Genomic DNA, 14,668 nt, shown 5'->3' with positions numbered 1-14,668 from the left:
ATTAATATTACGAGGTGGTAATATATGATACATGGAAATACTGATGGTATAAAAAATTTAGTGCTTAAAGAACTAGAAGAACTTTATAAAATAAATGTACCTAAATATAGCGTTTGTACAGAGGATATGATAAATGTTATTTCTAGACTTTCTTCTCAGATTGAAAGAGAGATAAGTGTAGGAATAAATAGAAAAGGAAAAGTAGTAAGTGTAGCTATAGGAGATTCATCAAGTGTAGAAATTCCTCTATTAGATATACATGAAAAAAGATTATCAGGAGTTAGAATAATTCATACTCATCCAAGTGGAGTTTGTAGATTATCAGCTTTAGATATATCTGCGCTTATGAAATTAAAATTAGATACAATCATGGCTATAGCAGTTGATGAGGGAAAGCCTAAGGATGTATCTTTAGGATTTTGCTATGTAGAAAATGAACTTCTTATAAGTGAAGAATATCCTCATATATCAATAGAAGATTGTTTAGAAATGAATATCTTAGATAAGATAACTCATATTGAAGAACTTATAAGAACAAGTAATGTTGAAGAGGATGATAGTGAGAGAGCAATCTTAGTTGGATGTGATACAAAAGAAAGTTTAGATGAATTAGAAGAGCTTGCAAAAGCTTGTAACATTCCAACCTTAGAAAAAGTTTTTCAAAATAGAAGTAAAATAGATGCTTCATTTTATATAGGAAGAGGTAAGGTTTTAGAGATTGCAAATATAAGACAAATAACTAGGGCTAACTTAGTTATTTTTGATGATGAATTATCAGGAGCACAGGTTAAAAATCTTGAGGCTAACTTAGGTGTTAAGGTAATTGATAGAACTACTCTTATTCTAGAAATATTCTCAAGAAGAGCTAAAACTAGAGAGTCTAAGATACAGGTAGAACTTGCTCAATTAAAATATAGAGCAGCTAGATTAATGGGACTTGGTACCGTTATGTCTAGAACAGGTGGTGGAATAGGAACAAGAGGACCAGGGGAAAAGAAATTAGAGATAGATAGAAGACATATAAGAGAAAGAATATATGACCTTCAAGCAGAACTTAAAAAAATCAAAAAAATAAGAGAAACTCAAAGAGAAAGAAGAAGCAAAGATAAAACTTCACAGGTTTCTTTGGTTGGATATACTAATGCTGGTAAATCAACTTTAAGAAATACATTATGCTTAGAATCAGCTTCAACATTAGCTACTCAATCTAAGGATAAGGTTTTTGAGGCTGATATGCTTTTTGCTACCTTAGATACAACCACAAGAGCCATAAAATTACCTGATAATAGGGATATAACTTTGACAGACACAGTGGGTTTTGTTAGTAAACTGCCTCATGAATTAGTTGAAGCATTTAAATCAACTTTAGAGGAAGTTATATATTCAGATCTTTTATGTCATGTTGTTGATGCATCATCAAATAATGCACAGGATGAAATAATAGCAGTAGAGAAAGTTTTAGGAGAGTTAAATGCTTTAGAATCTGCGAAAATATTAGTTCTTAATAAAATTGATATGGCAGATGAAGAAAAATTAACTGAATTAGAGGCAAAATATTCTTCAATATATAATAAAGTGGTTAAGATTTCAGCTAAAGAAAAAATAAACTTAGAATCTTTATTAAATGATATAAGTGAAGAATTACCTTATACTTTAAAGAGTAAAGAATATATAATCCCATATACATCTCAACAGGTTGTAGCATATCTTCATAGAAATGCTAATGTAAGTGAAGAAGATTATAGAGAAGATGGAACTTACATAAAGGCTGAAGTTGATCAAGAAGTAGAAAATAAATGTAGAGAATATGAAATAGAGCAGTAGTATTATTTTTGTAGAAAGCTAAATTCGTTTGAATTTAGCTTTTGTTATTAAATAAGTGGCATCATAAAAATTAATTAGTAAAAGTATAATATTAATGATACTAATTTTTAGGAGTTCTATATGGAGAATGATTCTAGAGACAATAGAGCTAGCAGAGAAAGAGATAGACGCGATGATAATTCAGATGGTATTGATGCATTGGACGCAGCTTTTATAAGAGAAGCTTTAGATGGTAATATGAATATTTGCTCAAATGAGGTTGATAGACTATATACTCAAGTAAGAGATATTCTTTTTAAAGCAGCCACTATACAAGCTAGTGCAGCCTCTTTATCTGTTGGGGAAGAGTTTAAGGTTTATTATGATAGAGTTGTTAGACCTTCTGTAGATATAGTATATTTTCTTAGTTTTGCATTACAAAACACAGCTGCCACAGCTAATATTTATCAAGCTAATGCATATGGTAAAAAAGGAGAAGGGAAAAAAGCTTTAGACCTATCTTATGATATACTAAAACAGATAGAAGTAAGTGTTTATTTATTAAAGGATTCTTTAGAATGCTTAATTAAGAAAAGTGAATGTTTGTAATTTGAAGAGTAATAAATTTGTGAGAAGTCATTGAGGAGGGATATTTTGTGAGCGAAATAATATTAAAATATCAAAATTCTTTTAAGTCAGTTATATGTGACTTACAGAAGAATAGGGAAGTTCTTGCTGTTACTGCTTTTGGGAGTATAATAAATGGAGATATATGGGAAGGGTCAGATATAGATTTATTTGTTATTGTTGATGAGGATTTTAAAGGAATAAAAGATATATATGGAGAAGAGCTTGGAGTATCACTTCATTTAAAGATAATATCAAAAAGATTTCTTATGACTTTTAGTCAGGGAGAAATAACGGGAAGCACAATACATAGAAAATTTATATCATCAAAATTAATATTTTCAAAGGATCAAGAAATATCAGATAAATTAACTTCAATAAAGTATTATATGGATTCACATAGTGAAAAGTGGAATTTAGTTTATTTAGGAGAACTTCTACAAGATATAAATCTTTATAAAAAATGTGTCCATAATGAGAATTTCTATTCATCATTTGAGGCGCTTATGCATTCTGTAGATAGTTTCAGTAGGGTTTACTTAAATTTTAATGGATATTTAATAACTAAAAGTTCAACTGGAATGCTTATGAAATTAGATAGAAATTTTGAAAATATGATAAATAGTATTTTTAATACTCCAGATAGAAATACTTTAGAGAGAGTTTATCTATATATAGAAAGCTTTTTAGAAAGAAATATAAGAAGAGTTGTAAAAGCTTTAACAGAGTTTATGCATAAGGAAAATAGATATTTAAGTTCACAAGAAATAAAGTTTTCAAAGGAATTTTTAGGATTTAAAATTGATTTTGAGGAAATATTAGGATATTTATATAAGTGTGATATTGTAAATAAGAGTGGAAGAGAAAGATTTTCTGAAATAGGAGATAAAATAGTTACAGAAAAAGTGTATTTAATAAAAGATAATGAGTAGTAAGGGTGCAGGCTATGAATAAATTTAGTGTGGATTTTCAAGAGGGTGTGTGTAAATATTTAGTTGTTTATGAAAAGATAAAATCCTTAATAGAAAATAATGAGTTAGAAGAGGGAGAAAAACTTCCAACAATAAGGGCTTTATCAGAATATTTAGGAATAAATAAAATAACAGTTATAAATGCTTATAAAAAGCTTTCACAAGAGGGGTATGCCTATCAATCTCAAGGGAGTGGAACTTATGCAAAGAACAAAGAAGTTTATAGAAGTTTTAAACAGGATTATAACGAGATTTTTAGAAAAATAGCCTCAGGAGATTTGAAAAATTGGATTGATTTTACTGGAGAAACAACTAGTGCAAACTTTTTCCAAGTTGAAAAATTAAAAAAAGCCTTAGATGATGTTTTAGAAAGAGATGGAGTAGAGGCGTTAATATATAGTGATCCTTTAGGATATTTAAATTTAAGAAAAAGTATAAATGATGAATTTTGGAAAGGGGAAAATAATTTAGATAATATACTTATAATTTCAGGGGCACAACAAGGTATTGATATAGTTGGCAAATCTTTAGTTAATGTAAATGATAATATTGTTGTTGAAAGACCAACATATGGAGGAGCACTTTTAGTATTTAAACTTAGAAAAGCTAATATTTTAGAAATTCCAATGGAAAGTGATGGGCCAAACATAGAAAAATTTGAATTGCTTTTAAGAAGTAATAAGATAAAGTGTTTTTATACAATGAGTTATTTTCAAAATCCTACAGGAATTAGTTGTTCTTTAGAGAAAAAGAAAAGGATAATAGAACTTGCATATAAATATGATTTTTACATATTAGAGGATGATTATCTTTCAGAATTAGTGTATTCAGATGACTTAGTGTATGCACCATATAGAAGTTTAGATTCTGAAAGAGTCATATATATAAAGAGTTTTTCAAAAATATTTTTGCCAGGAATAAGAATGGGATACTTAATAGCTCCAGATAAATTTAAGGAAGAATTTCAGGCCTTGAAAGTTAATACTGATATTGCAACATCAAGTCTTATGCAAAGAGCTTTGCAAGAGTATATTGATAAAGGATACTGGAAGGAGCATATAGAAATATTAAATAGGGAATATTCAGAAAGATATAATTATATAAAGAAACTTATTCATGATAAATTAGGAAAAATGGTGTCTTTTCAAGAACCAAAGGGTGGACTTAATATATTTTTGAAGATAAATAAAAATGTAGATATAACATCTAAAGAGTTATTTTATAAGCTTAAAGATAGACAAACTATAATAACACCAGGAAATATATTCTTTAAAAATCCTAATGATGGTGATAAAAGTTTTAGAATTGGATTTTCTCAAATAGATTATAGTAAGATAGAAAGAGGAATAGATAATATACATGATGTTTTAAAAGGTAGGTAGATGGGATGAATTATATAACAGTAAAAAAAGCAGCTGATGATAGATTCGAAGAAAAAAAGTCAGTTTTTATTGGGTATGTTAAGAGGGTTACAACTGAGGAAGAGGCAAAGGAATTTATAGCTTCTATAAATAATAAGCATAAGGATGCTAGACATAATTGTTATGCATATATTATTGGTTCTAATATGGGAATACAAAGATATAGTGATAATGGGGAACCACAAGGAACAGCAGGAATTCCAATATTAGAGGTAATAAAAAAGCAGGGAATAACAGACTGCGCAGTGGTTGTAACTAGATATTTTGGTGGAGTTTTACTTGGAACAGGTGGACTTACAAGGGCATATACTAAGGGAGCTTCTATTGCAATAAATGCAGCAGGAATTGTTGAAAAAGTTAAGGGAGCTATGCTTTCAATAGAAATAGATTATGATTTATATGGAAAGATTCAATATATTTGTGGTCAAAATAATTGGCATATAGAAGATACTGAGTTCACAGATAATGTTAAGATATACATTTTAGCAGAGGAAGAAATGATTCCAGAAATGGAGAAAAATTTTACAGAGGCTACAAATGGAAAAGCTATTATGAGTAAAGATTTAGAAGGAATATACTTCAAAGAAGGAAATAGACTTTACGAAAGTTTTGACGAATAAGAGTTTGAGAGTTAAAATCTCTTTAGATTTATTTATATAACTTTATGAAAGTTTTGATAAATAAGAGTATAAGTGTCTTTGGGCAAGTTGAAGAGTGAAAATCACTATGATATAATATTGAGGTATTATTTTAAGATATTAAAAGAAATTTAAATAATAGTTCATATATATGTTAGGAGGAATAAGGATGTCAGGACATTCAAAGTGGCATAATATACAAGCTAAAAAAGGTAAAATGGATGCCAAAAGAGGAAAAATATTCACTAAATTAGGAAAAGAGATAGCTGTGGCTGTTAAAGAAGGTGGAGCTAGCTTAGATGGAAATGCAAGATTAAAAGATGCAGTTGCAAAAGCTAAGGCTGCTAACATGCCTAATGATACAATAGATAGAGCTATCAAAAAAGCATCTGGAGAGGCTGATACAGTAAACTACGAATCAATAGTTTATGAAGGATATGGTCCATCAGGTGTGGCAGTAATGGTTGAAACATTAACTGATAACAAAAATAGATCTGCAGGAAATGTAAGAAGTGCTTTCACTAAAGGTGGCGGAAACATGGGTACATCAGGATGTGTTGCTTTCATGTTCCAAAAGAAAGGTGAAATAGTAATAGAAAAAGTTGAGTTAGATGAAGATGAAATAATGATGATGGCTTTAGATGCTGGTGCTGAAGATTTCGCATCAGAAGAAGAAGTATTCGTTGTAACTACTGCCCCAGAAGATTTTGGTACAGTAAGAGAGACTTTAGAGGCTGAAGGTTTAGAATTCTTAGAAGCATCAGTTAAAATGATACCAGACACTGAAACTGCTATCAACGAAGATGATGCAAAGAAATTCCAAAAGATGTTAGACTTACTTGAAGATGATGATGATGTTCAAGAGGTTTATCACAATGCTGAATTCCCAGAAGGATGGGATGAATAGTATATTTTAAAATATATTTAAACAAGAAAAAATAGAAAAAGCAGAAATCTTTAGTGATTGTGGAATATTAACTAAGGATTTCTGCTTTTTATTTTATATAGAAATTATATAATATTAATCTTTAATTTATTTATTCTTTTTAGTTTCATTTATTGAGGTTACAAAAGCTGTAATAAGCATCATTGTAAAAATTAAAATAAATAATAATTCCATAAAATCCTCCTAAATTAAGAAATTGTTATCTTAAAGAATAATATAATAATATTCTAACATACATAATATGGAAAGATATTAACTTGGTGTTAAAAATTTTATTAAATTAATATAATAATAAATAATTATTTAAGAGTAATCAATAAGAATTAAGGTCTTAATATTAAAAAAATTTAAATATTAGTAAGTATGCACATAATTTAAAAGACTTATATTGCTTTTAATAGTAAATTTTATATAAAAAGCAAAATAATATTAACGTATAATTAACAAGTTGTCTTTGGAAAATATTCGTTACATATTGTAATATATATATTGTATGAAATTTACTTTTATTACAAATGTAAAGCTAATAAGGGGGAAAATATATGCTTAAAAAAGTAAGGGAAAAAAAGTTTACAGCATTTGCAGTTGCTACAACTATGATGCTTGGTGTAACATCACCACTTACCAATGTAATGGCAAGTGAAAATCCATCAAATTCTTTAGAAGAAAATAGTGAGTTAATGGATAATATTAAGGCTGAATCTTTTGGAGAGGAAGTTAGTGATGATAGGGTTCATAACACCAATAATGAAACAAATTTAGAAAATGAAGAGGAAGTAGTGGAAAGAGAAACTACTGAAGGAAAAGAAAGTGAAAAAGATTTAGAATTAAAAGAGAATGATGAATCAGTAGCAGAAGAAAATAAAGAAACTGAATCAAAAGGTAAGGAAGTTGAGATTCCTATACTTACTTTTAATGATTTTCATGGTTCTTTAAAAAATAGTGGAAAAGATGTTGGGGCTTCAAAGTTAGTTGGAGAAGTTAAAAGAGTTAAATCAGAAAAACCTAATACTATAGTTGTTACAGGGGGAGACATATATCAAGGGAGTGCCATGTCTAACTTATTAAAAGGTAAACCAGTTAGTGATATGTTAAAAGAGATGGGAGTAGATTTCTCAGCAGTTGGAAATCATGAATTTGACTGGGGGTATGAATATATTCCAGATTGGGCTAAGGCTGGTGAATTTGAATTCTTAGCATCTAATATATATGAAAAAGAAACTGGCAAACCAGTAGAATGGGCCAAGCCTTATGGAATTGTGGAGAGAGAAGGAAAGAAAGTTGGATTTATAGGGCTTGCGACTCCTGAAACTGCATATAAAACTAATCCAGCTAATGTGGCTCATTTAGAATTTAAAGATCCAAAAGAAGCCACTAAAACTTGGGTAAGTTATTTAGAAAATGAAGAAAAAGTTGATGCTGTGGTAGTATTATCTCACTTAGGAAGTGAACAAAATAGAGAAAATGGAGAAATTACTGGAGAAATAGTTGATGTTGCAAATGTAGAAGGAGTAGATGCAATTATATCAGCTCATAGTCATCAAAGAGTGGAAGGTGTAGTAAATGGTGTACCAGTTATTCAAGCTTATAAAAATGGTAGAAATTTAGGATATGTTAATTTAAAATTTGATGAAAAAGGTGACTTAGAAGTTACTACTAAATTAGATGATATATCAGCTAGAAAAGATTCTCTTATAGAAGATGAAAATATGAAAAATATTTTAGCAAAATATGAAGAAGAACTAGGGCCTATAATGAAAGAGAAAATAGCAGATTTAGAAGTGAATTTAGATCATAATAGAGATAAAGGTTTATCTCCTATGGGGGCTACTGTTGCTGAGGCTATGAGAAAAATAGCTAAAGTTGATATAGCTATAACTAATGGTGGAGGAGTGAGAGCTCCATTACAAGCTGGTACTATAACAGTGGGAGATTTATATACTATACTTCCATTTGATAATACTTTATTTACAATGGAAATGAAAGGAAAAGATATAATTAAAGTTTTAGAACATGGTATTGAGCCAGATAATTTTGGATGGGGACAACATGCTGGTGTTAAAGTATGGTACACTCCTGGGGCTGAAAGAGGGAAGAAAATAACTTCTGTTAGATTAGCTGATGGAACTAAGCTTGAAGAAGACAAGTACTATACTGTTGTAACTAATGACTTCATGGCTGTTGGTGGAGATTCATATGATTTCTCAGCTGCTAAGAATAAGAAGGATACAAACTTAGTAATAAGAGATGAGATAGCAAACTTATGGAAAAATGAAGGAATAAAAGCAATAACTGATTTAGAGTCTCTTATTATTGCAGGAAAAGATGAAACTTTAGAACCTAGTAAGCCAGTTGAACCAGAAAATCCAGTTGAGCCAGAAAACCCAGTTGATCCAAGTAATCCAGAAAATCCAGTTAAACCTATAGAGCCAAGTAAACCAAGTGATAAATTACCACAGACAGGAATGCCTTTTGGCGGTGGAATAGTTGCTGTCTTTGGAACAATATTAAGTATAGGTGGAACTTTAGTGTTAAAAAAGAAAAAGAATGATGATGTTGCTTGATAAATAAGAGCTTAAATTGTATGATTTATTAAAGTTTAATCATGAAATTAAAAAAGTAGTGGGGTTTTTCACTACTTTTTATTTTGTGTATGTATAAAAGAAAAAATATTTGTTAATAATCACCAATGAGGTGATGATATGAATTTTAATAGTATAAAAAATAATAATGGTATTAAAACAGCAGCATTTATTCTTTTAGGTATTTTTGTTTTTTCAACAGGTTACTTTTTATCTTACAATTACAATTTAAAAAAGGTTCAAGAGGTAAATGGTAGTTCAATTAAAAAAGAAACAAATAACATAAAAAATCCAAATACAACTGTATTATTTGCAAGAAGAACTTTAGATGATGCTGTGGTTATTGATTATAAGACTACAATTGGTGAAATAACTAAAAAAGAAGGTATAACAGATGATGAAGTAGAAGCTATGGTAGAAGAAATGGCCTTAGAAGGGTACGAACTTGTTTCTTCAGAAAATGGAGAAATGGTATTTTTAAATGACATGAATATATTAGAAGCTGGCAAATATTATATAGGAGAAAAAGATGGGTATATAGCTATGTTTAAAGCTGATTCAAAGGGAGTTCCAACCATAGAAAAACCAGAGGATGTAAGTACAAAGAAAATAGAGGATTTACCAGAAGTTGATAGAGATAAAATAATTAACTTTGAGAAAAAGTATGATACAAGAGAAGAGTGTGAAGAACATATGACAAATTATATAAGCTAATTAATGTATTTAAATTTATGAATATATTTAAAAAAATAATATTATTTTAATGAAAAGTGGAACTAAATTAATAGATGAAATAATTTCTAAGGATAGAGTGAAAATATTTTAAGGTGAATTAATAAAATGTATATTTATTAGTTTTTATATTAGATTATATCAATCTCAATTGATATAATCTTTTTGCTTTATATGAAAGTTTAAGAAAGCTTTGAAATAAAGCTTTTATGGGAGTTTAAAGGAAAAGTAAATTTTATGTATCTCATTGATAATATTCCTTCTTCGTGTTAAAGTATTATATAGATTTAAAGAACTTATTATACAATTTAGGAGCATTAAGAATGTACGAATATATAAGAGGTCAATTTCAAGGAATAAGTAAGGACTATGTTGTAATTGAGTTAAACAACATAGGATATAAAATATTTACTTCAGGAAATACAATGTCTAATATGCCTAAGGTTTCAGAAGAGGTTCTTCTTTATTTAGAGCAAATAGTTAGAGAAGATTTTATAGGTTTATATGGTTTTACAACAAGAGAAGAGTTAGAGATGTTTAAACTTCTTTTATCTATAAATGGAGTAGGTGCTAAGGCTGCTTTATCACTTTTATCAATAAGTACAGTTAATAATTTAAAGTATGCAATAATGATGGGGGATGAAAAACATATAACAAGAGCACCAGGAATAGGTAAGAAAACAGCTCAGAGAATTATTTTAGAACTTAAGGATAAATTAAAACCAGATGAATTAGTTGGAGAAGAAGATTCATTAATGGATGGTATTATTGAAGAAAATGATTATAGTTTCAACATAAATGAAACACTTGGTGCTTTAGTCGCCTTAGGATATACAGAAAAAGAGGCTCAGAAAGCTTTAGAAAAAGTTGATAAGACATTAACTTTAGAAAGTATGATAAAGGAGTCTTTAAAACTTTTAATGCGTTAGGAGGTGTAATTAAATGAGTGATAGATTAGTTACATCTAATGAAATGGCGATTGATTCAGTTAATGAATATAGTTTAAGACCTGAGAAGATAAATGAATATATTGGTCAGGATAAAGTTAAAGAAAGACTAAATATATTTATAAAAGCAGCTCAAAATAGGGGAGAAGCTTTAGATCATGTAATTTTATATGGTCCTCCAGGTCTTGGTAAGACTACATTGGCTAATATAATTGCTAATGAAATGGGTGGAAATCTTAAAATAACATCAGGACCAGCAATTGAAAGAGCAGGAGACTTAGCAGCTATACTAACTACATTAAATACAAACGATGTTTTATTTATTGATGAGATACATAGGTTAAATAGAAGTGTTGAGGAAATATTATATCCAGCTATGGAAGACTATGTTTTAGACATAATAATTGGTAAGGGTGCTGCTAGTAAGTCTATAAGATTAGATTTACCTAAATTTACTTTGATTGGTGCAACAACAAGAATTGGAATGCTTAGTTCACCATTAAGAGATAGATTTGGGGTTTTATGTTCTATGGAATACTATACTAATGAGCAATTAAAAGAAATCATAATTAGAAGTGCTGAAATTTTAGGATGTGAAATAACTGAAGAGGGAGCCTTTGAGATTGCAAGAAGGTCAAGAGGTACACCTAGAATAGCAAATAGACTTTTAAAAAGAGTGAGAGATTTTGCAGAAGTTCTATATGATAATGAAATTACAAAAGAGGCTGCAAAAAAATCATTAGAACTTTTAGAAGTTGATGGTGAAGGTTTTGATAGAATAGACAACAAAATTTTAGAGGCTATCATAGATAATTTCAATGGGGGACCTGTAGGTATAGAAACCTTAGCATACTTTGTTGGAGAAGAGCTAGATACAATAGAAGATGTTTATGAACCATATTTACTTCAAAAAGGATTCATAGTTAGAACGCCAAGAGGAAGAATGGCTACAGATAAGGCTTATAAACACTTAGGAAGAACAAGGTTTAATGAGGCTAAGTTAGCTTCAAAACAATATACATTATTTGAAAAATAATTTTATTTTAAGCAGTATTGTTGAAAAAATTATAGTACTATTAAAATAGGGATTTATAAATAAAATAGAGAAGGTGTAAAGATGAAAGTAAGTGATTTTTATTTTGATTTACCAGAAGAACTTATAGCACAATATCCACTTGAAAAGAGAGATTCTTCAAGATTAATGGTTGTTGATAAGAAAACTGGGGAAATTGAACATAGAAGATTCCATGATATATTAGAATACTTAAAAGAGGGAGATACTTTAGTTTTAAATAATACTAGGGTTTTACCAGCTAGACTTATAGGTGCTAAAGAAGAAACTGGTGGTAAGATAGAATTCCTTCTTTTAAAAAGAATTGAAGGGGATAAGTGGGAATGTTTAGCTAAGCCTGGTAGAAGAGCTAAGGTAGGAACAGTTTTCACATTTGGAGAAGGAAAGCTTAAGGCTATCGTTAGAGAAATTGGAGAAGAAGGAAATAGAATCATAGAGTTTATGTATGATGGAATATTTGAGCAAGTTTTAGATGAACTAGGACAAATGCCACTTCCTCCATATATTCATGAAAAACTAGAAGATAAAGAAAGATATCAAACAGTTTATTCTAAGGAAAAAGGGTCAGCAGCGGCACCAACAGCAGGATTACACTTTACTGAGAAATTATTAAAAGAAATAAAAGCTAAGGGTGTTAATATAGCATATTTAACATTACACGTAGGCCTTGGAACATTTAGACCAGTTAAGGTTGATGATGTTAATAACCATGTTATGCATTCAGAATACTATCATTTAGATAAGGAAAATGCTGACCTTATTAATAAAACTAAAGAATCAGGAAATAGAGTAATAGCAGTTGGAACAACTTCAACAAGAACTTTAGAAACTATTGGTGATGAGAATGGAAGAGTAAGAGAACAAAGTGGATGGACAGATATTTTCATATATCCTGGATATAAGTTTAATATTGTAGATAATTTAATTACAAATTTCCATTTACCAGAATCAACTTTAATAATGCTTGTTTCAGCTTTAGCTGGTCAAGATAATATAATGAATGCTTACAATGAAGCAGTAAAAGAAAAATATAGATTCTTCTCATTTGGAGATTCAATGTTCATAAAATAAAAAGCAAAGGAAGGACAGTTTTCATGACTAAAAAAAGATACACTCTTTTAAAGAAAGACGGGAAAGCTAGAAGAGGAGAGTTTGTAACTCCTCATGGAACAATACAAACACCTGTATTCATGAATGTTGGAACATTAGCAGCCATAAAAGGTGCTGTTTCATCAATGGATTTAAAGGAAATAGAATGTCAAGTAGAGCTTTCTAATACATACCACCTACACTTAAGACCAGGAGATAAGGTTGTAAAGAAAATGGGAGGGTTACATAAATTTATGAATTGGGATAGACCAATCTTAACAGATTCAGGTGGATTCCAAGTTTTCTCATTAGCAGGAATGAGAAAAATAAAAGAAGAGGGAGTTTATTTTAACTCTCATATAGATGGAAGAAAAATATTCATGGGACCAGAAGAAAGCATGCAAATACAAAGTAACTTAGGTTCAACAATAGCTATGGCCTTTGATGAATGTATTCCAAACCCATCAACTAGAGAATATGTAGAAAAGTCAGTTGCAAGAACAACTAGATGGCTTGAAAGATGTAAAGTTGAAATGGATAGATTAAACTCATTAGATGATACAGTAAATAAAGAACAAATGTTATTTGGTATCAACCAAGGTGGAGTTTATGAAGATATAAGAATAGAACATGCTAAAACTATAAGAGAAATGGATTTAGATGGATATGCTATCGGAGGATTAGCAGTTGGAGAAACTCATGAGGAAATGTATAGAATTATAGATGCTGTAGTTCCTCACTTACCAGAAGATAAACCAATATATTTAATGGGAGTTGGTCTTCCATCAAACATATTAGAAGCAGTTGAAAGAGGAGTAGACTTCTTCGATTGTGTTTTACCAGCTAGAAATGGAAGACATGGTCATGTTTTCACTAAAGGTGGTAAAATAAACTTAATGAATGCTAAATTTGAATTAGATGCTAGACCAATAGATGAAGGATGTCAATGTCCTGCGTGTAAAAATTATACAAGAGCATACATAAGACATTTATTCAAAGCTAAAGAAATGCTAGCTATGAGATTATGTGTTCTTCACAATTTATACTTCTACAATAAGCTTATGGAGGATATAAGAGATGCTATAGATGGCGGATACTTTGCTGAATTCAAAGCTAAAAAATTAGAAGAGTGGAATGGAAGAGCTTAATAATAAAATTATATAAATTAAGAAGGGAGTGGCTAGAATGAATCCGAAATCATTAATAGGAATGATATTACCTTTTATTTTAATGTTTGCTGTATTTTATTTTCTACTTATCTTACCTGAAAAGAAAAGAAAGAAAAAATACGATTCTATGATAGAAGAACTAAAAGTTAATGACAAAATAGTAACTAGAGGTGGAATCATAGGTAGAATAATAAAAATAAAAGATGATAGTGTTATAATAGAATCTAGTCAAGATAGAACTAAACTAGAGTTTTCAAAACAAGGTATAAGTTCAAAAATTGACTAATTATTTTGAAAAATAGTTATTTCAATGTATAAAAGCATAAAAATAACTATTTTTTTTGCTTAAGTATTGAATTTTATCTTGTAATGTGAAAAAATAGTGTTGATAAATCAAATAAAGCTTTCTAAAAAGAACTTTAAAATTATACCTATGCATGGTATAATGTTAAAGATAGTTTTGATTGGAGGAAGAGTAAATGAAGCGTATAAAAACAGTAAACAAGTCAAGCTTAAAAAAGAGCTTATGTAAACCAGCAGATTGCAGAGAGTGTGCAAACTCATGCCAATCAGCTTGTAAAACATCAGCTACAGTAGCAAACTTAGCTTGTGAAAATTAATTATAAAATTTTTTAAGTGGCAGTAACTTTTAAAGTTGCTGCCATAGTTCT

13 protein-coding genes and 1 pseudogene are annotated in these 14,668 nt (G+C 29.4%); all 14 read left to right on the top strand.

Annotated features, from left to right (window positions below; translation table 11 throughout):
• Window positions 1-24: 24 nt before the first annotated feature.
• The 14 genes and pseudogenes from hflX to scfA all read left to right on the top strand — a co-directional run bounded on the left by hflX (window position 25) and on the right by scfA (window position 14,617).
• Entirely contained in the window at window positions 25-1,824 is a 1,800-nt protein-coding gene (gene hflX, locus Q1K13_RS01970; protein WP_300347322.1) for a GTPase HflX, read from the top strand.
• Window positions 1,825-1,944: 120 nt separating this feature from the next.
• Window positions 1,945-2,412 carry a hypothetical protein gene (locus tag Q1K13_RS01965; RefSeq protein WP_300347321.1) on the top strand — a complete coding sequence of 156 codons (468 nt, stop codon included), beginning with the start codon at window positions 1,945-1,947 and terminating at the stop codon, window positions 2,410-2,412.
• Window positions 2,413-2,459: 47 nt separating this feature from the next.
• Window positions 2,460-3,362, top strand: a complete 903-nt coding sequence (locus tag Q1K13_RS01960) for a nucleotidyltransferase domain-containing protein (protein WP_300347319.1) — start codon at window positions 2,460-2,462, stop codon at window positions 3,360-3,362.
• Window positions 3,363-3,376: 14 nt separating this feature from the next.
• A complete protein-coding gene (locus Q1K13_RS01955) occupies window positions 3,377-4,783 on the top strand; it encodes an aminotransferase-like domain-containing protein (RefSeq protein WP_300347317.1) in 1,407 nt (468 codons plus the stop codon).
• Window positions 4,784-4,788: 5 nt separating this feature from the next.
• Window positions 4,789-5,442 (top strand): YigZ family protein, encoded by a 654-nt coding sequence (locus tag Q1K13_RS01950; RefSeq protein ID WP_300347314.1) that lies wholly within the window; start codon window positions 4,789-4,791, stop codon window positions 5,440-5,442.
• 187 nt (window positions 5,443-5,629) lie between these two features.
• Window positions 5,630-6,367, top strand: a complete 738-nt coding sequence (locus Q1K13_RS01945) for a YebC/PmpR family DNA-binding transcriptional regulator (protein WP_300347312.1) — start codon at window positions 5,630-5,632, stop codon at window positions 6,365-6,367.
• A 923-nt stretch (window positions 6,368-7,290) separates the two neighbouring features.
• Window positions 7,291-8,970 (top strand): annotated as a pseudogene (locus Q1K13_RS01940) (5'-nucleotidase C-terminal domain-containing protein); the annotation flags it as partial.
• Window positions 8,971-9,108: 138 nt separating this feature from the next.
• Window positions 9,109-9,702: a hypothetical protein gene (locus tag Q1K13_RS01935; RefSeq protein WP_300347308.1), complete on the top strand. Its 594-nt coding sequence runs from the start codon at window positions 9,109-9,111 to the stop codon at window positions 9,700-9,702.
• A 341-nt stretch (window positions 9,703-10,043) separates the two neighbouring features.
• Window positions 10,044-10,649 carry a Holliday junction branch migration protein RuvA gene (gene ruvA / locus Q1K13_RS01930; RefSeq protein WP_300347305.1) on the top strand — a complete coding sequence of 202 codons (606 nt, stop codon included), beginning with the start codon at window positions 10,044-10,046 and terminating at the stop codon, window positions 10,647-10,649.
• Window positions 10,650-10,662: 13 nt separating this feature from the next.
• Complete coding sequence (gene ruvB / locus Q1K13_RS01925) at window positions 10,663-11,703, top strand: Holliday junction branch migration DNA helicase RuvB (RefSeq protein ID WP_300347303.1); 1,041 nt, start codon at window positions 10,663-10,665, stop codon at window positions 11,701-11,703.
• Between the two features lie 81 nt (window positions 11,704-11,784).
• Window positions 11,785-12,810, top strand: coding sequence for a tRNA preQ1(34) S-adenosylmethionine ribosyltransferase-isomerase QueA (gene queA, locus Q1K13_RS01920; protein WP_300347301.1), 1,026 nt, complete (start codon window positions 11,785-11,787; stop codon window positions 12,808-12,810).
• 23 nt (window positions 12,811-12,833) lie between these two features.
• A complete protein-coding gene (gene tgt / locus Q1K13_RS01915; protein WP_300347297.1) occupies window positions 12,834-13,976 on the top strand; it encodes a tRNA guanosine(34) transglycosylase Tgt in 1,143 nt (380 codons plus the stop codon).
• A gap of 37 nt (window positions 13,977-14,013) precedes the next feature.
• Window positions 14,014-14,283 (top strand): preprotein translocase subunit YajC, encoded by a 270-nt coding sequence (gene yajC, locus Q1K13_RS01910; RefSeq protein ID WP_300347295.1) that lies wholly within the window; start codon window positions 14,014-14,016, stop codon window positions 14,281-14,283.
• Window positions 14,284-14,476: 193 nt separating this feature from the next.
• Window positions 14,477-14,617, top strand: a complete 141-nt coding sequence (gene scfA, locus Q1K13_RS01905; RefSeq protein ID WP_003451489.1) for a six-cysteine ranthipeptide SCIFF — start codon at window positions 14,477-14,479, stop codon at window positions 14,615-14,617.
• The last annotated feature ends 51 nt before the right edge of the window (window positions 14,618-14,668 follow it).

It is taken from the genome of Clostridium sp. (assembly GCF_029267215.1).
Taxonomy (GTDB): domain Bacteria; phylum Bacillota; class Clostridia; order Clostridiales; family Clostridiaceae; genus Sarcina.
The sequence above is the reverse complement of the archived record's forward strand: the minus strand, read 5'-3'. Positions and strand labels throughout refer to the sequence as shown.

What these genes read in the sequence shown, in the direction of transcription:
- yajC (WP_300347295.1), top strand. Translation starts at nt 14,014, where the DNA reads ATGAATCCGAAATCATTAATAGGAATGATATTACCTTTTATTTTAATG.
- Q1K13_RS01945 (WP_300347312.1), top strand. Translation starts at nt 5,630, where the DNA reads ATGTCAGGACATTCAAAGTGGCATAATATACAAGCTAAAAAAGGTAAA.
- Q1K13_RS01955 (WP_300347317.1), top strand. Translation starts at nt 3,377, where the DNA reads ATGAATAAATTTAGTGTGGATTTTCAAGAGGGTGTGTGTAAATATTTA.
- tgt (WP_300347297.1), top strand. Translation starts at nt 12,834, where the DNA reads ATGACTAAAAAAAGATACACTCTTTTAAAGAAAGACGGGAAAGCTAGA.
- hflX (WP_300347322.1), top strand. Translation starts at nt 25, where the DNA reads ATGATACATGGAAATACTGATGGTATAAAAAATTTAGTGCTTAAAGAA.
- ruvA (WP_300347305.1), top strand. Translation starts at nt 10,044, where the DNA reads ATGTACGAATATATAAGAGGTCAATTTCAAGGAATAAGTAAGGACTAT.
- Q1K13_RS01950 (WP_300347314.1), top strand. Translation starts at nt 4,789, where the DNA reads ATGAATTATATAACAGTAAAAAAAGCAGCTGATGATAGATTCGAAGAA.
- queA (WP_300347301.1), top strand. Translation starts at nt 11,785, where the DNA reads ATGAAAGTAAGTGATTTTTATTTTGATTTACCAGAAGAACTTATAGCA.
- ruvB (WP_300347303.1), top strand. Translation starts at nt 10,663, where the DNA reads ATGAGTGATAGATTAGTTACATCTAATGAAATGGCGATTGATTCAGTT.
- scfA (WP_003451489.1), top strand. Translation starts at nt 14,477, where the DNA reads ATGAAGCGTATAAAAACAGTAAACAAGTCAAGCTTAAAAAAGAGCTTA.
- Q1K13_RS01935 (WP_300347308.1), top strand. Translation starts at nt 9,109, where the DNA reads ATGAATTTTAATAGTATAAAAAATAATAATGGTATTAAAACAGCAGCA.
- Q1K13_RS01965 (WP_300347321.1), top strand. Translation starts at nt 1,945, where the DNA reads ATGGAGAATGATTCTAGAGACAATAGAGCTAGCAGAGAAAGAGATAGA.